This window comes from Mammaliicoccus sp. B-M6, assembly GCF_022386965.1.
Lineage (GTDB): Bacteria > Bacillota > Bacilli > Staphylococcales > Staphylococcaceae > Mammaliicoccus > Mammaliicoccus sciuri_A.
Genome location: NZ_JAJNHJ010000009.1, coordinates 67,169 through 88,248, shown reverse-complemented (window position 1 = coordinate 88,248; position 21,080 = coordinate 67,169). Strand labels below are relative to the sequence as shown.

The following is a 21,080-nucleotide window of genomic DNA, read 5'->3' as shown; positions in this document are numbered from 1 at the left end:
CCTTACCAATAAAAAAGCTAAGACATCATCAAATGCCCTAGCTCGCTTTATTATATGACTTGTTTATCTCTTACTGGTTGGTTTAAAAAAGATGATACGACTTGTTTGAATTTTTCACTTTCTTCAATAAATGGTGCGTGCCCTGAATGTTCAAATATTTCTGTTTGAGCGTTCTTTATATTTTCCGAATCATTATCAATATCAAAAGGATCATGTTTACCTTTCACGATAAGTGTTGGTATGTCTATATGATCTATTTTGATATTTATACCATTTATAGATCTAACAGAAATTGCATCTTCTTCTGGTGTCATTCGATAATATTTTTTCACTTCTTGATACCATTTAAAAGTCAATTTAACATCATGAAATATTTCATTGAACAATATTAACATTGCTTCTTCTTTACTAAATCCTGCAACTTTATCTCTATGTTTGGCTATTAATTTAATAAGTGGTTGTTTACCTTGATTGGAAATTGAAGATACGAGTACTAACTTTTCTACTTTATCTGAATGTTGGTTTGTAAATTCTTGAGCAATGACGCCACCCATATCATGTCCTAATATATAAGCTGATTCTATGTCTTCAGCATCCATTAAATCTACAATGTCATCTATATGATTTTGGATAGAAATTTCTTGTTGTTTATCTGATTTACCATGTCCCCTAGAATCCATTGTATATATTGTAAATTGATCTTTCAGAAGCTGTACTGTTGAATTAAATGTCGCTAAATTCATATTTAATGCATGTAACATAATTAATGGTTTCCCTTTACCGTGTTTTTCATACACTATATGAGTCCCATCCCTTGTTAATAATTCTCCCATAGTGAGTACCTCCCTACTTTACAGTAATAATATACCCATTTAACAATTTTTCACACTTATAATATTAAGTTAATGCCATAAAAATAAATGCAAAAAATGATTGTAGTCAATACATCATCTTCTGCATTTATGTTATACATATTTTCTTGTTGAATACATCATTACAAAATAAAGGATAATCACGAGGATAATAGACCAACTCGCAAATGTAACGATCATAATTACTGTTTCATTCATCGTTATGGATGCAATTGTTTTTTGAATAACTGCTAATCCCATTGCACCAACTTCGAGCTTTTTCATAAATATTGCGAGTATGACGAGAAGAATCCCAATGCCAAATATGGCTTGAAATACTTGTAATGGTAATACATACATTCCTAACGTAACATTAAATATTTTAAGCATACATAGAACAATGCCTATACTAAATAAGAAAATATTGGTCATCATCAATTTCTGATTAGGATAGAGATAACTATGTTTTTTTATAATTAAATATATAACGAGTGAAATAGATAATATAATTACAAAATAAAATATATACAATCCCGTTACGGCATTAAACGGAATGAGCTTTTTATCAAATAAATATGCTAATAATAAGAAGTGTAGTGTATAAAAAATGATTGGATTATAATTTACAACCACAATATTTCTCTCTATGATTTGAAGTATTTCAGCGTGAGATTTGTGTCGATATTCTGCATAGTCTATATCTTTCTCATCTGACTTTTTCATATCCTTCTTTAATGAATGTTGTACTTTATCAATTTGTTTAGGTAATACACCGACATGCTGTAAATAGTCATTTACATTTTCCAGCAATACATTATTGTTCGGACGCAAATAAATACACCACCTTCATTATAATATTGTATAAATTAATCCCCTATTATGCAATATGTATATAACATAACAGGGGATTAAATTCGCTATTGATTTAGTATTTACCTATATCAACACGATATACTTTAAATTGTTTACTATCAGGTGTTGCTTTTGAAAGCTGGAAGTGTGCTTGTCCATTATTCACATAAGCATAACCGCCCGTATACTTATTATTTTGTACACGTTTAGTCGTATTGTCTCCTAGAATTGAGACAAGTGGATCTAATTTCACATTTGTTAATTTGTCATAAATCATTGTAACGCGTTTAACCGTTTCTTTATTACCTTTAACTTTGGCAGTAATAATCATATGTCCATTTTTAGTATCAAATTCGTAATAATTTTCTCTATCATTACTATCATCAGAATATGAGAACATTAAATTAGGATACTTTGATTTAATTTTAGAAATCTTATCACCAATTTTAATACCTTCGATTGTTACTGTACCGTCTTTATAGGTCTGCACATTGTTTTCGTTAATATTTAATTGATTTTTAGTTGCAGCATTTGCCTCAGCAAAAGTTGAAAATGGCAGAACCATAAGTACCATTGCAATTATTAAGAGACATTTTTTCATATGAGGTTCTCCTTCAGTCTGTGTCTTATATGCTATGCATTGAACTGCGTTAATTATAACATAAAGATTACAAAATGACCACTTTTATTACAATCATGTAACAAAACCGTGAAATATCGCTTGATTAACTTAAAAATTCTTCCAATACTTTAATGAATTTCTCTTTTTCCTCAATAAAAGGCAATTCACCTGAACCTTCAAACAGTTTAAATTCAGCATTCGGTAACAGTTCACTTATTCTTTTACCTTCGCTATATAATATTTTGCCATCGTATTGTCCAGAAATGACGAGCGTACGTGTTTCAATATCTGGAAGTAACGATATAATATCAAAATCTTTAAAAGAGCGCTTAACAGCAATCTCTTCTTCCATCGTTTGAAGGTCATTTGACGGAATATGTGACTTTACAAACTTTTTAGCTTGTTTAATATTTTTATATCTGAATCTTAATAAATATTTTTCTTTGTCTTCATCAGACATCGTTCTAATTTCATCAGCATGTCTATCATAAATACGGTTATCTGGGAACGTTGAATGATCGTCTGTAGGATTAATTAACACCACGCCATTGATCAAATCAGGATTTTTATATGTGAGACCTGTTGCAATGGTTGCTCCAAGTTCTAGACCAATCACATATGCTGAGTTAATGAATAATGCATTTAATAGTTGTTGAATATCTGAAATATAGTCATCTACTCTACTATCATGTGGTGTATCACTTAAACCATGACCTCTTAAATCAATAGATATAACTTGATAATTTTTACTTAACTTTTTAATAAGTGGTTCAAAGACATCCATATCTTGAAAAACACCATGTAACAAAATAATTGGATAGCCGCTTCCTTTTGTATTATAGTGTATGGCAACATTTTCTTTCGTTAAAAATAAGTTCATCATGCTTCACCTCTTTCGATTTGTTTACAAACATCTATGAGATCACTTAAACTTTCGATTGTATAATCTAATTCGTGCTCCTCTGGTGTGCCATTGACTGAATTAGCCATCCATGCAGTCTTCATGCCCATAGCATGCGCTGCTGCGATATCATTTAAAGGACAATCTCCAACATATAATGCATGATGTGCCGTTATGCCAAGATGTTTCAATATATCTTCAAATATAATTGGGTCTGGCTTCATAGCACCCACCTCATCAGAAGTTGAAACATAATGAATGTATGGATAAATACCGATTGCATTCATAACGTGTTTAATTTCTTCACTCTTACCATTCGCTACAACACCTAATTTATAACCCATACTGCGTAGTTTATCCAATGCTACCAATGTATCATAGAAAGGAAAATGGTATCTGTAGTGATGCATTTTATAGTCGTTATAAAATGTCTTCCACGATATCCTTTCTATATTTAATCTCTTAACAAGTTCTTGATATACCCATTCAACATCTTCTATACCATAGGGATTTAACGTTAAATATACCTTTTCAAAATCACGTCTTTGGACTGTTACCATTAACTCATGAAATCTCTCAAACTGCTCTTCCAAAAACTTCATTCGCGATTTCTCACGATCTACAAGCGTATCTTCTAAGTCAAAAATAATCGCTTGAATATCACACGAACACATGTCATCATCCCTTTCATAGAAACATTTTAAACTATTCCATAAAGAAAGCAATACAATTTTTACATACAAAACACCAACCCTCTATCATAATGTTTAAAGGATTGGTGTCCGTATGCTATTGATTGTGATTTAATACTGATTGATACATTAAATATTCAGTAAGTTCTTTCTTTTTTTCGTTGTTCTGTAATCATTAAATACATCATAATCGGTATGGCAATAATTGAGAGTATAATGCCAACCGGAATTTGTATCGGACTTATGATAATTCTGCCAACAGTATCTGCAATTAATAAAAGTGCACCGCCGATTAATAAATTCAACATCATTTGAACGTTAATAGGTACCTTGTACACCCTTCTAACAACTTGAGGTACAATCATACCTATAAATCCAATAATACCCGTAAAACTTATAATAACGGCTGTCATTATAGCAGCTAATAGCAAACATGTCCATGATATCAATCGAACATTCACACCAAGTGTTATAGCTTTATCTTCACCTAATTGAATCATTTTAATATAATGACTCATCATAAACAAGATTAAGATACAGATTAAAGTAACAATCCCTGTGATTTCTACAGTTATTTTTTCGGCAGATGAAACACTACCAAACATATATGACACCATGCTATTAACTTTATCCGGCTTAAGCAATAAAAGTATATAGAGTGCCGAACTAAAGAACGCACCAATAAAAATACCTGAAAGTATCATTGTTGCTACATGAAATGTTTTGACCATCGTTTCTGTAATCAGTACAACAACGATAAGCGTTAACAAGCTGAAGAATATTGAAAATAGTGGCACAAACCAAATGGATACGCCGATAAATACGGCAAGTGCACTTCCGAATGTTGCACCGCTCGCTAATCCTAACGTAAAACTATCCGCGAGTGGATTATTCAATATCGTTTGATAGATTTGACCACTCATGACTAGCCCCATACCAGCAATTAATGCTAAAAGTGTCCGCGGTACTCTTAACTTGTAAAAAATCGTCCATTCTAGTTGATTATCAAATTTCCATGTTATACCCGTAGATCCTACGAATAAAGAAATGCCAATTGCAAACAATAGAACGAGAAACCATATCACAACATGGCGATAAACGTTATGATTTTTAGTCATAAACTTTATCAGAAAGTTCTTTTAGCCCTTTCGCTAATCTTGGTCCTGGTCTAGAAATCATATCTGCATTGAGTGCATGAACGTGTTTCTCTTTAACAGCATTAACTTGGTCAAAGCCATCTCTATTGTTATTTAATTTTTGATATTCCGCTTCAGACTGTCCACTTGTTGTAATCATAACATCAGGATTTCTTTTAAGAATACTTTCTTTATCCGTTTTAATCCATCCTTCTTGGTCATGATAAAGATTCTTAGCTTTGATAGAAGTTAACATATCATCATAAAACGTATTTGATCCTGAAGTGTAAATGTCAGGTTGAGAAGAAATTTCCATAAATACTTTTGTACCTTGTTGGTCTTTAGGGACATCTTTTACAACATCTTCTATTTCTTTCTTCACTTTACTTACTAATTTATCTGCTTCTTTTTCTTTACCTGTTACTTTTCCAACTTGCTTGAATGTATCATACATTTCATTAATTGAATTTGCATCATCTATGTAGACGACTTTCACGCCTACATCACTTAATTTTTTTAAATCTTTTTCTTGTGTAGATTTGTTCGACTCATGCGCCAAAATTAAATCAGGTTTTGCTTTTAATAATGCTTCTGTATCAAGTTTAAAGGCATCGAATTGTTTTTTATCTTTCACATCTTTAGGATAATCATCAACAGTTGATACCCCAACAACTTTATCTCCAAGTCCTAACGCATATAATATTTCTGTATTACTTGGAATAAGCGACACAATACGCTTATATTCTTTCTTATCAGTTGTTTCTTGTTTCGTTTCTTTCTTGTTATCCGTATTATCTCCGCTTTGGCAACCTGTCACGATGATCATAGCAGCAAAGATTAAATAAAATATTTTGTTTATTTTCATACTTAATCCCTCCATATATTTAATTAAAAAATGGTACACAAAAAGGCGCAACTCAAATAAGATTGAGCTGCACCTCAATTAAAATAATGATTAAATTACATAGATTCTGGAGCTGACACACCTACTAATGCTAACGCATTGCGAAGTGTAATACGCGCCGCTTCAATTAAAGCTAAATGCGCTTTTGTCTTCTCTGCATCATCTGTTAATACTTTCTCTGCATTATAGAACTTATGGAACTGTGCAGCCAAATCTTGAATATAATTCGTAATACGATGTGGACTGCGTGATTCTGCAGCAGAAACAATTGTTGGTTCAAATTCAGCAATTTTCTTCAATAAATCAAATGCTTTTTCATGTGTAATTAAAGATAAATCGACATTTTGATCAATCGTGATACCTTTTTCTTCTGCTTGGCGAATAATAGATGATATACGCGCATGTGCATATTGTGCATAATACACTGGGTTATCTTGTGATTCTTTCTTAGCTAATTCCATATCAAAGTCAAAGTGTGTATCAGGACTACGCATCGTTAAGAAGTAACGAGCGGCATCAATGCCTACTTCATCCATAATGTCACGTAACGTAATAGCATTACCTGTACGTTTACTCATTTTCACTTCAACGCCGTCTTGTAATAATCGTACCATTTGCATAATTTGTATTTCAAGACGTTTTGAATCTACGCCAAATGTTTCAAGAGATGCTTTTAAACGATTAATATAACCGTGGTGATCAGCACCAAATAAATTAATTAATTTGTCAAAACCACGTTCAACTTTATCGTAATGATAAGCGATATCTGGTAAGAAATACGTATACGTACCGTCTTGTTTAATTAACACACGGTCTTTATCGTCACCAAATTCTGTTGTTTTTAACCATGTTGCGCCATCTTGTTCATAAGTATAGCCTAATTCTGTCATTTTATCTAAAACAGCTGAAATTTTGTTTGTTTCATATAATGATGTTTCACTGAACCAATTATCAAAATGAATATTAAAATCTGCTAAGTCTTGTTTTAATTTTTTCATTTCATAATCTAAACCAAGTTTACGGAATGTCTTAATACGTTCTTCTTCAGCTTCATCTTTAATTTCAGGATGTTTTTCAGCTAAGTCTTTACCGATTGCGATAATGTCTTTACCGTAATAACCATCTTCAGGTAATTCTGCATCTAAACCTAATGCTTGGTTATAACGCGCTTCAATAGAGTGCGCTAAATTTTCAATTTGTTTACCTGCATCGTTAATATAATATTCACGTGTTACATCATAACCAGCTGCACTTAACACGTTTGATAATGTATCACCTACTGCTGCATTACGTGCATGTCCAATATGCAAATCTCCTGTTGGGTTTGCAGATACATACTCAACGATGATGCTTTCGTTTTTACGTTCTTCTGTTTGACCAAATGTTTCGCCTTTTGTTAAAGCTGTCTTAATAATTTCAGTTAAATATTGTTGATCTAAGTAAAAGTTAATAAATCCAGGACCTGCAATATCTACTTTTTTAACATTCGCTTTATTTGTATCTAAATTTTCAACGATTTGATTTGCTATTTCGCGTGGATTTTTGCGCGCTAATTTTGTTAATACCATCGCAATATTTGAAGAATAATCTCCATTTGCAGGGTCTTTAGGTGTTTCGATTTTAATTTCTGGAACTGTTTCTACAAGTTCAGATTTAATGATACTTGCTTTAATTTCTTCAATTAACGTTTCTTTAACTTGGTTAATAATGTTCATTCATTTATCTCCTTATAATTAATTTGAAATTGGTATGTTCCAAGTAACCCAGTTTGATCACTTAGCTGATAATGTATCCTGAGTTTACCTTGTTGATCGTCTATAAAATGTTTGATTGATAATGTATTAACGTGCATTGTCATGCGTCCTGCATCAGTATCATAATAACTAATCGTTTCCTGTCCTTCAACAAAGTGAAAGACTGTTTTGACCGCGCCAGTACGGTGGATTTTCACGCCATCATCTTCTATTTTAAGCATATTTTTTACGATTTGTTCATCAATCGTTTCTTCATATCTAATTATATCGCTATTTCTTCTATGAAATGTACCTGATGTTTTTGTTTGAAATGTTTCTTTCTCGCCATTTTGTTTCACGACTTGTTTAATATTTATATTAATATTTTCTTTCATAATTGGCCACCTCACCGTTTAAGAACGTATATCATTATAGCATATTTGACTATTAAAATTAAAAAAAGCAGGGCGAAAAGCGCCTGCTTTTTTTAGTGTCCTAGCTATAGTAGCTATCAACTATTTTACTTATGATATTGTGAAAAGACAATAGCTATTTAGTTGAATTGTGATAATTCACAATTAAGTCACAAAATAGACATATTTAATTTATCTCTAATGATGATTTTAGTTCATCACTGCTGTTATGCCACATTTCAGAATTATGTTCTTGAAGGAATTTTTTAAGAACTGCTCTATTTTCGTCACCAATTTGGTCAATCTTCACTTGATGTTTCATAGATTTATCCATCATATTCACATGTTCTGGCATACTTTTATATCCACGCTTCTTAGGTTTATTAACCATTAAATAGCAACCTGTTAGCCCTGCATAATATGGACCTTGTTCGCCACGTTCAGTTGTAACCCAGCAAAGCCAATATTCTTTTGCTTCTTCACCTTTGACTTCTTCTATATCTTTAACCCATTTCACACGCTTTTCTACTTCAGCTCTAGCATGCATGGCACCAATATCGATAAATGCAGTTTGTTCTGATACATCGACGAATACAGGCGCAACGTTGTCTAAACTTATAGAGCCTATATTTGTACCTTTATGCCCATCTAATGGATCATTTTTAATGATATTAAATTGAAATCCTTTCTTTTCAGCCACTTGTTTCACCTCATTTAATTCATGATTACATCATACTAGAGTATCAGACTGACATTCAAGTTTGTAATCTACACGAGTTCATTTAATATATTGATAATATCGCCTTTAATCGTTTCATCTTCCATTTCTATAATTAATTCTTTAGGATAATACAGTTTATAGTCTAAACGTTTAATCCCTGTAATACTATGGATGATGACTGATTGGCTACTAATTTCTTTAATACGACCTGTCTTCTGTAATAGATGTATCGGCTGTCTATTTGATCCTGGTCGGTCATAATCATACGGTAAATCTGAGAACGAGTCACAAACGAAATAATATTCTGGGTCAATGCCGCCTTTTTCAAATAGATCTGTCAGTTCACCAATCGTAATAATAGATCCATCAAATGGTAAGTATTTAAATAAATCACGATTAACAAATCTTTTACTTAAATCACTTAAGATTGGATCATCTTCTTCAGTCCACTCTTCTAAATAATACATCACGACCGCTTCATCAAGACGAATATAATCAGCGATTGAAACGTCTCCTTCAAAAAATGGAATTAAATATTTAGGTTGCTCTTTAAATGAGTATCCTTGATCATAAAGTACCTTTGCACGCTTAAAGCAGCGATTTAGCAACACTTCTCCACCTCGACTCACCGGGTGAAAATAAATTTGCCAATACATTTGATAACGACTCATTAAGAAGTTTTCAACTGCATGCATACCACTTTCTTTAATCAACACTTCATCTTTAGACGGACGCATCAATCTCAGCACACGTTCCATATCAAATTGACCATAACTCACACCTGTAAAATATGCATCTCGCTGTAGATAATCCATGCGATCTGCATCTATTTGAGATGAAATCATCGATATGACTAATTTATTTTCATGTGTCTTATTAATCACTTCTGCTACTTCAGATGGAAAGTCAGGCGAAACTCTACTCAACACTTCATTAACTTCTGTATCACCTTTAATGATCAGCTGTGTGAATTTTTCGTGATCCGTTAGGAAGATTTTTTCAAAACAATGTGAAAAAGGACCGTGCCCTAAATCATGTAAAAGTGCTGCACATAATGCGAGTGGTCTATCCTTATTATCCCAATGTGCACGTCCTTCAAATACTTCATCTATCATACGTCGTACAATTTCATATACACCTAGAGAATGTCCAAAGCGACTATGCTCAGCTGTATGGAAAGATAAATAGAGTGTTCCAAGTTGTTTAATTCTTCTTAAGCGTTGAAATTCTTTCGTTTTGATAAGATCCCAAATTAATTGGTCTCTTACGTGTATATAACGATGAACAGGGTCTTTAAAAACTTTCTCTTCAGGTAATTTTTTTGTTCCATAAGCTTCCTGTGTCACTTTGTTCCCTCCATTTCGTCCAATTATTCTACAATAAATTCAATTTCGCCGACATTTTCATATACGGCTTTATACTCTCCTTGTGTTAAAGGTTTTGGCAAAATAAATGTTCCACTTGAAATAAACATGCCAGGTGTTAATGAACGATTATATTCTTTAATTTCATTAATCAACCACTTAACAGCTTTAGCAGGATGTCCTTCAACTTCTGTACTAAATCCAGAAGCTAATTCTTTACCGTCTAAATATAATGTCCCTTTAATGTTATCTATATCTTCATAACTTAATTTCTTAGGTTCACCGTAAACAACAACACCACTTACTGCGCTATCGGCAATAATTTCTGTTACAGATAAATTAGGGAACCAGTTACTAAAACGTGAATCCGGAATCTCTACCCCTGGTGCAATCAAGCATTTATTCATAATATCTTCAAGGCTATCTCCTTCTGTTAATTCTTCTTGAACAATAAAGACTAATTCTAACTCTGCTAAAGGTTCATTTAAATCATTTAAATAAATATGTTTGTCCAGAATAGTTGTTTCTCCCATTGCACCATATAATGGCGTTGTTGAAGAAAAGATATCTCTCGTTTCTTGACTCGTTAAACTAATTTTATAACCTTTATGAATTTCAGTTTCTTCCTTACGCTGCAACACACCTTCTTGAATATCATATGCAGCATGTTCAGTTATATTCGATGGTAAAACACCATTTGGAATAATTGATTGATTCTCATAAGCTTCATAAAATTGTGAAATCCATTTATTTAGTGATTGTTCCATTACAATCAACCTCCTAAAAAGTTTTTTTCATTAACGTCGTGCGCATCGTGTCACCAAAAAGTAATTCTTCATATTCACGTATCACTTCAAAACCTTCCTTTTTATAAAAGGCTATACCGATATCATTCTTGCCATCCACTTCTAAATAAACTTCATGATATGAATCTTTGTATTGATCTAAACCTGCTTGTAATAAAGCTTTACCATACCCTTCACGTTGCGCTTCAGGCAGAACATAATGAGAAGATAAATACAATTCAGTACCTTTGATAAAATTAGCAAAACCAACAATCTTATCTTCATCTTCTGCAACAAAGAAATCAGAATCATTAATGCGCTTTTGAAGCATCTCTTTAGAATAAGACGCATTTAAAAATGCCGTCACAGTGCTCGCAGTATAAATATTGGTATACGTGTCATACCAAGCCTTAGACGCTACATTTTTAATACCTGAATAATCTTCAATTGTTGCTTTTCTTACATTTGCCATAAATATCTCTCCTCTATCTACCTTACACATCAATCGTCAATTCATGATGTCTATTAATCTAAGTTTGTAAATCCCCGTTTAATAACGTTCCAATGTACACATTTCAAATAACTTTATATCTCACGTTATAAATAATTATATCATTTATATATTAAAAACTATAATATTCAGAATACTTAATTATACCCGAAAACCCTACAGAAATGTAATATTTGTTAAGTATGTTAACACAAATTTAAAATACAGAACGTCAAAATATAAAAAATGAAAAACTAACAATCATTTTTACTAAATAATAATCCCCTCACTATAAAAATAGTAGAGGGGGAGTTTAGTATTAAATATATTTATTTAATCGGATGCATACCGTCTTTCCAAGTTGTATAAATAAGTTTACCGCCTTGGTCTTTAAATTTCTTATTCGTTACACCACGCTCAAATGGTGCTGCTGGCTCGATGTTTAGAGTTGGTGTGACGTTTAATTCGTTGGCATACCATTTAGCCCAATCGTCTCCCTTTACAGGCTCATCATCTGCTACATTATAAACACCTGATTCAAAGTTTAATGCTTGAATGGCTATTTCAACCGCATCATCTATATGAATAAATGATTGTACGCCATCTGTCATTGTAACTTCACCATTTATAAATTGATTATAAATCATTCCATCTTTACCGTACCAAGTACCTGGTCCATATAATAAACCGTAACGTAAAATAACATGTTTGTTTAATCTAGCTGATTCTTTTTCTAATCCTTCTACACCATCAACTGTTATTTTACGATCGCCACTAGCGTCATAGTCTAAACTTGTTTCTTCTGTTGCTAATGTATCTCCAGCTTCATAAACAAATGCAATACTTTATGATTAAATATGTGGCACATCATGTTTAATTGCCGCTTCTACAAGATTTCTCGTACCTTCTATTCTAACTTTCGTATTAGCTGACATATCAACTTGTTTTAAGTCTGTGATTTCGTTCATAATTATATCTGGTTTAAAATCACCTATACTTTTTTCTATTGTGTCATATTCTAATATGTTACCTATATATGCTTTTACAACTGCATTATCAAGTTTTTCTTTACCTTTTTCAGAAGTCGTTAACCCAGCTACTTCATAACCTTCTTCAATTAAGCGTTTAGTCAATTTTGTACCTAAGCGGTTGGATAATTGTTGAAGCTGAACAAGATCCAGCCAAAGCGAACCCATTAGAATATGCAATTTCAGCTAAAAAATATATAGAAAATCTACTAAAAAATTTTAATAAAGAGGTAAAACTATGAGAGATTATGGCTTCTGTTTCTGGAGTTTAGGTGATATACCAATAACTCAAAAATGTGAAATAGCTCAAAACATAGTGTTGATGGTGTTGAAGTAGAAGGCAACATTAAAGAAAATCCAGCAAACCTAAAAAATATTTTAGAATCTTATAATTTAAAAATTTTATCTGTTACACCTGCTAATGTTGATATTTCTTCTCCAATAAATAATGTAAGAGAACTAGCTGTTCAATACTTTTTAGATTTAATTGACTGGGCAGTTAAAGTTGGTGCCCCAAGAATTTGCTTACATGGAGATGTAGGAAAAGTTAGTGGCTCTGGAGATTCTGAACTAGATTGGAACTATTTAGTATCTAGCACTCAGAAAATCATGGATAAAGCATTAAAATCAAATATCGAAGTTGTTTTTGAAGTCTTAAATAGATATGAAAATCATCAAATTGTGACATGTGAAGAAGCTTTGGAGTTAATCAAAGAGGTAAATAATCCAAACCTTAAAGTATTATTAGATGCTTATCATATGAATATTGAAGAACAGAACCCTGTAGCTGCATTAAAACTAGCTGGAGAAAAGCTAGGTGTATATCATGTTGCAGATTCGAATAGAGAACAAATCGGTAATGGTCATGCGAATATAGAAGAACAAATTAAAACTCTACATGATATTGACTATCAAGGACCAATTATTATGGAAATAATGGCTACTGGTCCAAATCCTTTTACGCCTGTCAAAGGTGATGATTACATAGAAGTTTTAACTGACTTTTATAAAGAATCCTTAAAACTTATCAAAATGTGGGATCAAAAATAAATCGCATCAACAAGAGATATGGCAATTCATTTAGAAAGTGCTATGTCTCTTTTTTAAAACAATGAAAAAGAATGCCTTTAAAAATAGAAAGGGTGAAAATCAATTTACTATGAAAAATAATTCGAAAGCTTATAAAATTTATATTTATTTCTTTGGTGCTCTTGGTGGACTATTATTTGGTTATGATACAGGTGTAATATCTGGTGCATTATTATTTATAAAGAAAGATTATAACTTAACGCCAACACTTGAAGGTTTAGTAGTTAGCAGTGTTATGTTTGGTGCTATTTTAGGCTCCATAGTGAGTGGTCCAATATCCGATAAAATTGGAAGAAAAAAATTAATATTTTTATTAGGTGTTATTTTTACAATTTCTACAATCGGATCATCTTGGCCACCAAATATAACAGTCATGATTATTTCAAGAGTAATTCTTGGGATAGCTGTAGGTGGTGCTTCAGGAATGGTTCCTATGTATTTAGCAGAACTTTCTCCAGCTAATAATCGTGGCGCAATAACTGCTATTAATAGTATTATGAATACTTCAGGTATGTTGTTAGCCTACATCATAAATCATTTTTTAAGTGACTCTGGAAATTGGCATTTCATGTTAGGATTTGCAGTCGTACCTTCTGTTCTTCTAAGTATTGGTATGATTTTTATGCCCGAAAGTCCAAAATGGCTTGCTCAGAAAAACAAAATTAGTAAAGCCAAAGATGTTTTACGACTTACACATAATGACGAAAAGTCTGTATATCACGAAATATTTGTCATGGAATCTTTGGCTAAAAAAGAAGAAAAAGGCCATTTCATGGATTTATTCAAATCTTGGTGTAGACCAATTATTTTTGTTGGTTTTATGGTCGCTATTTTACAGCAATTAGTTGGTACAAACGCGATATTATATTATGCACCATCAATACTTTCTCAATCTGGTTTAGGAGACTCAGCAGCTATAACAAGTACTATTGGAATTGGTACTGTAAATGTCATTATGACTATCGTCGGTGTATTTTTAGTAGACAAAATTGGAAGAAAGAAAATGCTACTTACCGGTAGTGTCGGTATGGGATTAAGTCTACTAATAATAGGATTTGCTGAATTTTCACCGGGTAATATCGGTTTAATCATGATCTTATCTATGTGCTTATTCATGGTTTCTTACTCTAGTACTTGGGGAATGATTAATTGGGTTGTACTAGCAGAAATTTTCCCCTTAAAAATTAGAGGAATGGCCATGGGTCTATGTACATTTGGATTATGGACAACGAATGGCATTATCGCTTTCCTATTCCCAGTACTAACTGAAAAATTAGGTACAGGTACAATATTTATTATATTTGCAGTAATCTGTGCATTTAGTTTCTATTTTATTAAAACATATTTACCTGAAACTAAAGGTAAAACACTTGAAGAACTAGAACTAGATATCAGATTCGGAAAAAGTAGTGTTGTATAAATAATTGAATAAAATAACTCTAGAATCACAAGAAGGCTGAGACAACTTTCATATTGTCCCAGCCTTCTATTATTATAAATTCTATTTTTTCAACTTCTTATTTAACTTCTCGTCTAATTCTTTTTGTCGACGTTTTCGTTCTTCATTTCTAAGTCGCAATCTTTCTTCTTCTTCTGGATCGCGTTTCTTTTGAAGTTGTTTTTGGATTTTTTCCATTAGTTCGTCTTCTGTTAAAGCGGCACATGGGCGGTTATTTACGAATGCGAATGTTTTTCTTCTACCTGGTCCACAATATGATTGGCATGCTACTTCTATTTCAGCTTCTGGGTCTAATTTTTTAATTTTTTTCAAAAGTGATGGCAAGTTAACGGCTTGGCAATCATCGCAGACTTGAAATTTATTTCGCATTTGTTTCCCCACCTTTCTTAATTGTTAATTTTGCAATAAATTATTATACCACCTTAACAGTTGTTTGAGAATGTCATTTTATCGTTTTTCCATATTTCGAATCATTTTATCATTGCGTTCAATCATTCTTTCGAAATATTTATCGTACAATGTCCATTCTTCTGTTGTGACAGGATCCATATTCAAAGTTGCACCTAAATTTTTCAAACTTCCTAACAATTTAAATAGTATGTCGTTAGTTGTATATTCAGTGCCTAATAATTCGTTCAATGAAGCCATGCTTTCAGGTATGATAGTCGGATAAATGAATTTTGTCTTTTCGTTTTTCAGTGCATGTTCATAGAATGCTTTCATCATTTCGGCACGTTCAGCACCTGATCCTTCCACACATAAATAGATTTGAACTGCTATACCACCTCTTACTCTTCGTTGTGATATACCAGCAAATTTTTGATTATGAATACTTAAGTCATAACTACCAGGGCAGTATGATGCAGTAATTTCTTTATTCTCAATTTCATTAGTATCTTCTTTAAACATTTCACGAATAAGACGTAACATCACTTCATATCCTGTATCAATGGATACATCATGCTTACCTTTAAAAATTAAAGATATATTGAGGACACCTTTATCTAGCACAACACCTAATCCGCCAGAATTTCTAACGATTGCACTATAACCTCTAACATCATTTAAATATGCAATACCATCTTTTAAATAAGGTAATCTAGAATCATGTATGCCTAATATCACGACGTGATTGTGTATCCATGTCCTAACAACACTTGGACTTTTATCATTTCCTACTTGATCACAAAATGTATCATCGAAACTAAAGGACTGCATTGGCTGCAGTCCTGAAGTGTGGTCAATGTATCGCCATTCTTGTGTAAAATAATCTTGCAAATTTGCCATGATTATAATGTTTGAGCAGCTGTAATGATTGAAAGACTATATACGTCTTCAGCTGAACAGCCACGAGATAAATCGTTAACAGGTGCGTTTAAGCCTTGTAATACAGGACCAACTGCATCAAATCCACCTAAACGTTGTGCAATTTTGTATCCAATGTTACCCGCTTCTAAGCTAGGGAAGATAAATACATTTGCATCACCTTGAATTTCAGAATTTGGTGCTTTCTTAGCAGCAACTTCTGGTACGATTGCTGCATCAAATTGGAATTCACCATCTAATACAACATCTTTTAAATCTGTTTCTTTTAAATTCTCTTGAGCAATAGAAACTGCTTCAGATACTTTTTCAGTATCAGGTGATTTAGCTGAACCTTTAGTTGAGAAGCTTAACATTGCTACTCTTGGAGACATACCAAATGCTTGAGCAGTCTTAGCACTTTCGATTGCAATCTCAGCTAAGTCTTGTGCATTAAGTTCTGGGTTAATTGCACAATCTCCGAATACATATTGTTCTTCACCTTTAGTCATAAAGAATACGCCAGATGTTTTTGTAACGCCTGGTTTTGTTTTGATAATTTGTAATGCTGGACGTACAGTGTCTGCAGTTGAATGTGCTGCACCACTTACTAATCCGTCAGCTTGATTTGTGTATACTAACATCGTACCGAAGTAGTTAACGTTATTTAACAATTCTTCAGCTTGTTCTTGAGTTGCTTTACCTTTACGACGTTCAACAAATTTTTCTACTAAATCTGCTTTTAGTTCACTTGTTTCTGGGTTGATGATTGTAAGACCATCGATTGATAAGTCTGCACCAGCTGCTGTTTCTTTAATTTTTTCTTCATTACCAAGTACGATTGGTGCAACCAAATCTGTAGCTTGTAATTTAACTGCTGCTGTTAATACGCGCGCATCTTCACCTTCTGGTAATACGATACGTACATTTTTACCTGTTAGTTTGTCGCTTAGAACATTAAGTAAATTAGACATAATTGCCTCCTATATATGATTGCTATTATTTTTCCATTCACAATTATAACATTTTTTCATAAATTTTCACGTATCTAAACTGTGAATTTATATTGGATATTTTTAAAATATTATCATTTATATTCTGAAAGCAACATTTTCCATTTTTTATTTAAAATTTTACCCTTTGAAACTATGAATTTTTCGTTTGGTTTTAAGTTTGGATCTTTACCGTTGTAATCTTTAGTTGCAAATCCAGTTGATAGTGATGGTTCACTATTCGGCTTGAATTGATATTCGTATACTTTACCGTTATCTGCAAACAAATATTTCGTAATCGGTTGATCCATTTTAGCGACACTACTGTATCCTTGAATATTAGTTAGATCTTGTGCACGTTCATCATAACCACCTTGAGTATGATGTCCTTGATACATCGTTAATCCGACAACATTATGGATCTTAAAATGTTTCCACCCTGGTTTATTATGATCTGTTATTTGTATTTCACCATCATCAGTAATCGCATAGCCATCACCTTCCATTTGTTCGTTTCGACTAAAATAACGATTAGTTACTGCTTTATGCTGATCTTGGCCATATTCGTCAGCAATTTTTAGTAACTCTTGTTTCAATGCATCTTTGTCTTGCTCTGAAAGTTGAATATGTCTAGTTGCTGCATGTTTCGTTTCACTATGCTGCTTTGTCTCTTCTTGCGAACCATTTTGACAACCACTTAATATCAATATCATCACTACTGCCATACTTAAATAATTGAATACACGTCGCAAAGTAACCCCTCCTTCTATTAACAAATAGGCGCCTCCATATCATCATATTTGAAGGAGACGCCTTTTGGATATTTGTTTAACTTTGAAATCTATGATTAGTCTTTTTTAATACCGAATTCATCAACTAATTTAACTGTTCTTTGTTCACCTTTACTAATATCGCCATGTAATTGATAAATTTTAACGACTAATTTACCTTCAGATACATCATAAACTGAGAAGTTCTGATCAGATGAATCTCGATTATTTTCATGACTATCATTAAAAGCATCTGTCTTATGAGGTTGCTCGCCTATCGCAAACAAACTATTATAATGATCTAATTCTTCTTGCGTTAAATCTTCTAGTTCTGGTCTAACTTTCTTAATGTGTTCTAAAGGACGGTCATATATACTGTCATACGCTTTTGTACCACCTGTATTAGGCAGTACGTAAACTGAACCTTCCGGATTGTCATAATAAGTGATGTTATCTTGCCCTCTAATTTGTTTGGCATCTTCTTTCTTAGCATTTACAAAGCTATTTTTAGTCGATGTATGTTCTAGTGGTTTCGTACGCGAAAGCACATGGTCATGACCTTGTAATACTAAATCCACATCTAAATCATCAATTTGTTGAGTGAGTTCGTCACGTATTTTTGCAACATCTTCATCTGATAGTGCATGATACGATTTAGAATACATTGGTTTATGCAGATTTAAGATAACCCATTTAGAGCCATTCTTTCTTGCATCTTTAATATCTTGCTTAATCCATTCCATTTGTTCTTTGCCAATTGCTTTTTCTTCAGGATTATCTTTAGATTTCTTATTATCATTTGTATTAGCGACAACCATATGTGCACCATTATAATCAAACGAATAATAAGAACCACCATTTACCGCATTGTTTTCTTTAGGCACATTGACATGTTCGTTATATTTTGTCAGTAATTTTTCATCATCTTCACTTAACGCATATTCGTCATGGTTACCTGGTGCAGAAGCTACAGGTAGTGACATAAATGATGGACGTGATTGATCATATAAATCTAACCACTCATCTTCAATTTCTGCAGTTTCTACAAAGTCTCCTGTGTGTAATGCGAAGTTTGGATCGCCTGCTGTTTGAATAGCATTGCTTAACGTATCTGCTCCAAATTGCGCTTCATTTCTTACGTGTTCATTCCAATAAGCATTTTGTGTATCTGTATACTGAACGAATTGGAAAGGATCGCCGTTGTTGCCAGAAGTCTTGAATTGTCCAACTTCACTTTGAGGACCACTTGCACTACCTACGCGATAATAATATGTAGTATTCGGCTTTAATCCCGTTGCTTTCGCTTTATAATTATATTCAGGAACTGTCATTAGCTCAGACTTCCCATGTTTATCACCGCGCGTCCATTCAGCACCTTGTGCATGTTCATCTGTATAATATCCATTTATTTTTTCTTTACCTTGTGCATCTTTAACAGGTTCACCTTCGTCATCTTTTTCTACATCCGCAAAGATGAAATTGCCGTTCTTATCTCGTTCAACATATTTAGAATCTACTTGTTTAGAAGTTGCATCAAACGCTTGTGCATCATCAAATTGACCCGTCTCTGACACCCAAACTTTAGCATCATTAAATTGATCTGTCGTATACCAATTAAAAGCCATTTCTGTTTTCGTATCACCATTAAAATTCGTAATAATACGATTCGGCTGATTTTTCTTAGGTACAGGCGCTACCTCCGGCTTCTGAGACATCACTTTAATATCCGAATGAGCTTGTTGATTCACAACAGACGAATCAGATCCTGAACCACCAGCACCACTCGCCTCAACCGTACCAGTAGTAGAAATCCCTAATAATAACATCATACATGCCGTACCACTAATGAATCTCTTTGCTATTGACTGATTATACATGTACACTTCCTCCTAATTAACCCTATAGTGATTTAAAAAGCAATCTATTAAGAAGTGTATCAATCATATTTTAACCCTATGTAAAGATAGTATGAGTATTGTATGAATGTAATATGAAGAGAGATAGAATAATAAAATAACAAAAAAGAAGCTCAACTCGAGCTTCTTTTTTTGTATATTACTTTATTTTTTTAATAGTTCTTTCTTAAATGTTTCTGCTTGTTTCTCTACTGAGATTAAATCTCCGTATAATGCTTCATTACTTGTGTAATAAATGACGTTATTGTTTTTAACTGCTTTATTATTTTTCCATATAGTTGAATTTGTAAATTCATTATTTGGTTTTTTACCGTCTTTTGTTGGTATAAATAAGTAGTCTCCTGAATAATCGTTAAATTTTTCTTGAGGTACTTTCATGAATTTTTCTTTTGGCATTGCTTTTTTAGCTTCTGGATCTTCTTTTAATTTGAAACCATCGAATAGTGCGTCACTACCTCTACCGAATCTTGCGCCGAACTGATAAATATCTTTAGCTTGTACGTCCATAATTGAAGCTGTTTTATCTGCTCCGATATGTTTTTTAATTTCTTTACCGTCTTTTAAAAGTTTATCTGATAGTTCGTCTGCTTGTTTTTTAGCTTTTTCTTCTTTGTTCACTAATTTACCGTATTCGATATGTGTTTGTTTATAATCTGTGTCTTGTACTTTTAGTGATACAGTTGGTGCTATTTTTGAAAGTTTATTATTATTTTTATTTTCTTTATACGTTACGATTAAATCTGGTTTAAGCTTCGCTGCCGCTTCAACATCTTCTGGATCTATTTTCTTAACGTCTTCTATATCTAAATATTTAGAATCCGGGAATACACTTGTGATCGCTACTGGTTCTACACCTAATTTTTTCAAGTTACCATAGTTAGCTGTCAGTAATAGAATACGCTTTGGATTTTTAGGGATTTTTACTTTTTCGCCGCCTTCAGTCGTAAATGTTCGTTCTTTACTGTCACTTTTACTACTTGATGCTTCGTTGTTATTACCACATGCTGCTAACAATAACGCTAAACATAATACAAAACTTAATAATTTTTTCATTTCTACA

Annotated in this window: 21 protein-coding genes and 1 pseudogene; 2 read left to right on the top strand and 20 right to left on the bottom strand. The window is 32.7% G+C overall.

What is annotated here, in order from left to right; translation table 11 throughout:
• Positions 1-50: 50 nt before the first annotated feature.
• From LQ693_RS05315 to LQ693_RS05250, 14 genes and pseudogenes are all read right to left on the bottom strand, one after another.
• Entirely contained in the window at positions 51-833 is a 783-nt protein-coding gene (locus LQ693_RS05315; RefSeq protein WP_119495210.1) for an alpha/beta fold hydrolase, read from the bottom strand.
• Positions 834-965: 132 nt separating this feature from the next.
• Complete coding sequence (locus LQ693_RS05310) at positions 966-1,682, bottom strand: hypothetical protein (RefSeq protein ID WP_025904922.1); 717 nt, start codon at positions 1,680-1,682, stop codon at positions 966-968.
• 94 nt (positions 1,683-1,776) lie between these two features.
• A complete protein-coding gene (locus LQ693_RS05305) occupies positions 1,777-2,304 on the bottom strand; it encodes an SA0570 family protein (protein ID WP_025904921.1) in 528 nt (175 codons plus the stop codon).
• Positions 2,305-2,428: 124 nt separating this feature from the next.
• On the bottom strand, positions 2,429-3,208 hold the full coding sequence (locus tag LQ693_RS05300; RefSeq protein WP_025904920.1) for an alpha/beta fold hydrolase: 780 nt from the start codon (positions 3,206-3,208) through the stop codon (positions 2,429-2,431).
• Positions 3,205-3,969, bottom strand: coding sequence for an HAD family hydrolase (locus LQ693_RS05295; RefSeq protein WP_239703101.1), 765 nt, complete (start codon positions 3,967-3,969; stop codon positions 3,205-3,207). Before LQ693_RS05295 ends, LQ693_RS05300 begins: the two co-directional genes overlap by 4 nt.
• An 86-nt stretch (positions 3,970-4,055) precedes the next feature.
• On the bottom strand, positions 4,056-5,036 hold the full coding sequence (locus tag LQ693_RS05290; protein ID WP_119495209.1) for a FecCD family ABC transporter permease: 981 nt from the start codon (positions 5,034-5,036) through the stop codon (positions 4,056-4,058).
• Positions 5,029-5,919 (bottom strand): ABC transporter substrate-binding protein, encoded by an 891-nt coding sequence (locus LQ693_RS05285; protein WP_239703102.1) that lies wholly within the window; start codon positions 5,917-5,919, stop codon positions 5,029-5,031. The genes LQ693_RS05290 and LQ693_RS05285 overlap by 8 nt, the downstream gene beginning before the upstream one ends.
• Before the next feature lie 95 nt (positions 5,920-6,014).
• A complete protein-coding gene (gene argS / locus LQ693_RS05280) occupies positions 6,015-7,673 on the bottom strand; it encodes an arginine--tRNA ligase (RefSeq protein ID WP_049319477.1) in 1,659 nt (552 codons plus the stop codon).
• Positions 7,670-8,086: a YwiB family protein gene (locus LQ693_RS05275; protein ID WP_025904915.1), complete on the bottom strand. Its 417-nt coding sequence runs from the start codon at positions 8,084-8,086 to the stop codon at positions 7,670-7,672. The genes argS and LQ693_RS05275 overlap by 4 nt, the downstream gene beginning before the upstream one ends.
• 205 nt (positions 8,087-8,291) lie before the next feature.
• On the bottom strand, positions 8,292-8,804 hold the full coding sequence (locus LQ693_RS05270; RefSeq protein WP_025904914.1) for a YwhD family protein: 513 nt from the start codon (positions 8,802-8,804) through the stop codon (positions 8,292-8,294).
• A 68-nt stretch (positions 8,805-8,872) separates the two neighbouring features.
• Positions 8,873-10,171 (bottom strand): HD domain-containing protein, encoded by a 1,299-nt coding sequence (locus LQ693_RS05265; RefSeq protein ID WP_103361264.1) that lies wholly within the window; start codon positions 10,169-10,171, stop codon positions 8,873-8,875.
• Between the two features lie 23 nt (positions 10,172-10,194).
• Positions 10,195-10,956, bottom strand: a complete 762-nt coding sequence (locus LQ693_RS05260) for a 2-keto-4-pentenoate hydratase (RefSeq protein ID WP_107565872.1) — start codon at positions 10,954-10,956, stop codon at positions 10,195-10,197.
• A gap of 13 nt (positions 10,957-10,969) precedes the next feature.
• Complete coding sequence (locus LQ693_RS05255) at positions 10,970-11,446, bottom strand: GNAT family N-acetyltransferase (RefSeq protein ID WP_048541439.1); 477 nt, start codon at positions 11,444-11,446, stop codon at positions 10,970-10,972.
• Positions 11,447-11,793: 347 nt separating this feature from the next.
• Positions 11,794-12,660 (bottom strand): annotated as a pseudogene (locus LQ693_RS05250) (NAD-dependent epimerase/dehydratase family protein).
• Between the two features lie 177 nt (positions 12,661-12,837).
• Here LQ693_RS05250 and LQ693_RS05245 point away from each other — a divergent pair.
• Both LQ693_RS05245 and LQ693_RS05240 read left to right on the top strand, forming a co-directional pair.
• The gene (locus tag LQ693_RS05245; RefSeq protein ID WP_345772884.1) at positions 12,838-13,542 is read left to right on the top strand and encodes a sugar phosphate isomerase/epimerase family protein; all 705 of its coding nucleotides are present in this window, start codon (positions 12,838-12,840) and stop codon (positions 13,540-13,542) included.
• Positions 13,543-13,651: 109 nt separating this feature from the next.
• Complete coding sequence (locus LQ693_RS05240; RefSeq protein WP_239703103.1) at positions 13,652-15,001, top strand: sugar porter family MFS transporter; 1,350 nt, start codon at positions 13,652-13,654, stop codon at positions 14,999-15,001.
• An 81-nt stretch (positions 15,002-15,082) separates the two neighbouring features.
• Here LQ693_RS05240 and LQ693_RS05235 read toward each other — a convergent pair whose 3' ends face one another.
• From LQ693_RS05235 to LQ693_RS05210, 6 genes are all read right to left on the bottom strand, one after another.
• The gene (locus tag LQ693_RS05235) at positions 15,083-15,409 is read right to left on the bottom strand and encodes a YuzB family protein (protein WP_103361268.1); all 327 of its coding nucleotides are present in this window, start codon (positions 15,407-15,409) and stop codon (positions 15,083-15,085) included.
• A gap of 78 nt (positions 15,410-15,487) precedes the next feature.
• Positions 15,488-16,327, bottom strand: coding sequence for a lipoate--protein ligase family protein (locus LQ693_RS05230; RefSeq protein ID WP_037589955.1), 840 nt, complete (start codon positions 16,325-16,327; stop codon positions 15,488-15,490).
• A 2-nt stretch (positions 16,328-16,329) separates the two neighbouring features.
• Positions 16,330-17,316, bottom strand: coding sequence for a phosphate acetyltransferase (gene pta / locus LQ693_RS05225; protein ID WP_025904903.1), 987 nt, complete (start codon positions 17,314-17,316; stop codon positions 16,330-16,332).
• Between the two features lie 113 nt (positions 17,317-17,429).
• Positions 17,430-18,086, bottom strand: coding sequence for a hypothetical protein (locus LQ693_RS05220; protein ID WP_239703104.1), 657 nt, complete (start codon positions 18,084-18,086; stop codon positions 17,430-17,432).
• 95 nt (positions 18,087-18,181) lie between these two features.
• A complete protein-coding gene (locus LQ693_RS05215; RefSeq protein WP_119489257.1) occupies positions 18,182-19,981 on the bottom strand; it encodes a purple acid phosphatase family protein in 1,800 nt (599 codons plus the stop codon).
• Between the two features lie 183 nt (positions 19,982-20,164).
• Positions 20,165-21,073, bottom strand: coding sequence for an ABC transporter substrate-binding protein (locus tag LQ693_RS05210; protein ID WP_119489254.1), 909 nt, complete (start codon positions 21,071-21,073; stop codon positions 20,165-20,167).
• Positions 21,074-21,080 lie beyond the last annotated feature (7 nt).

Coding starts and splice junctions, on each gene's coding strand:
- LQ693_RS05315 (WP_119495210.1), bottom strand. CDS start 833: ATGGGAGAATTATTAACAAGGGATGGGACTCATATAGTGTATGAAAAA.
- LQ693_RS05305 (WP_025904921.1), bottom strand. CDS start 2,304: ATGAAAAAATGTCTCTTAATAATTGCAATGGTACTTATGGTTCTGCCA.
- LQ693_RS05300 (WP_025904920.1), bottom strand. CDS start 3,208: ATGATGAACTTATTTTTAACGAAAGAAAATGTTGCCATACACTATAAT.
- LQ693_RS05290 (WP_119495209.1), bottom strand. CDS start 5,036: ATGACTAAAAATCATAACGTTTATCGCCATGTTGTGATATGGTTTCTC.
- LQ693_RS05285 (WP_239703102.1), bottom strand. CDS start 5,919: ATGAAAATAAACAAAATATTTTATTTAATCTTTGCTGCTATGATCATC.
- argS (WP_049319477.1), bottom strand. CDS start 7,673: ATGAACATTATTAACCAAGTTAAAGAAACGTTAATTGAAGAAATTAAA.
- LQ693_RS05275 (WP_025904915.1), bottom strand. CDS start 8,086: ATGAAAGAAAATATTAATATAAATATTAAACAAGTCGTGAAACAAAAT.
- LQ693_RS05260 (WP_107565872.1), bottom strand. CDS start 10,956: ATGGAACAATCACTAAATAAATGGATTTCACAATTTTATGAAGCTTAT.
- LQ693_RS05255 (WP_048541439.1), bottom strand. CDS start 11,446: ATGGCAAATGTAAGAAAAGCAACAATTGAAGATTATTCAGGTATTAAA.
- LQ693_RS05240 (WP_239703103.1), top strand. CDS start 13,652: ATGAAAAATAATTCGAAAGCTTATAAAATTTATATTTATTTCTTTGGT.
- LQ693_RS05235 (WP_103361268.1), bottom strand. CDS start 15,409: ATGCGAAATAAATTTCAAGTCTGCGATGATTGCCAAGCCGTTAACTTG.
- LQ693_RS05230 (WP_037589955.1), bottom strand. CDS start 16,327: ATGGCAAATTTGCAAGATTATTTTACACAAGAATGGCGATACATTGAC.
- pta (WP_025904903.1), bottom strand. CDS start 17,316: ATGTCTAATTTACTTAATGTTCTAAGCGACAAACTAACAGGTAAAAAT.
- LQ693_RS05215 (WP_119489257.1), bottom strand. CDS start 19,981: ATGTATAATCAGTCAATAGCAAAGAGATTCATTAGTGGTACGGCATGT.
- LQ693_RS05210 (WP_119489254.1), bottom strand. CDS start 21,073: ATGAAAAAATTATTAAGTTTTGTATTATGTTTAGCGTTATTGTTAGCA.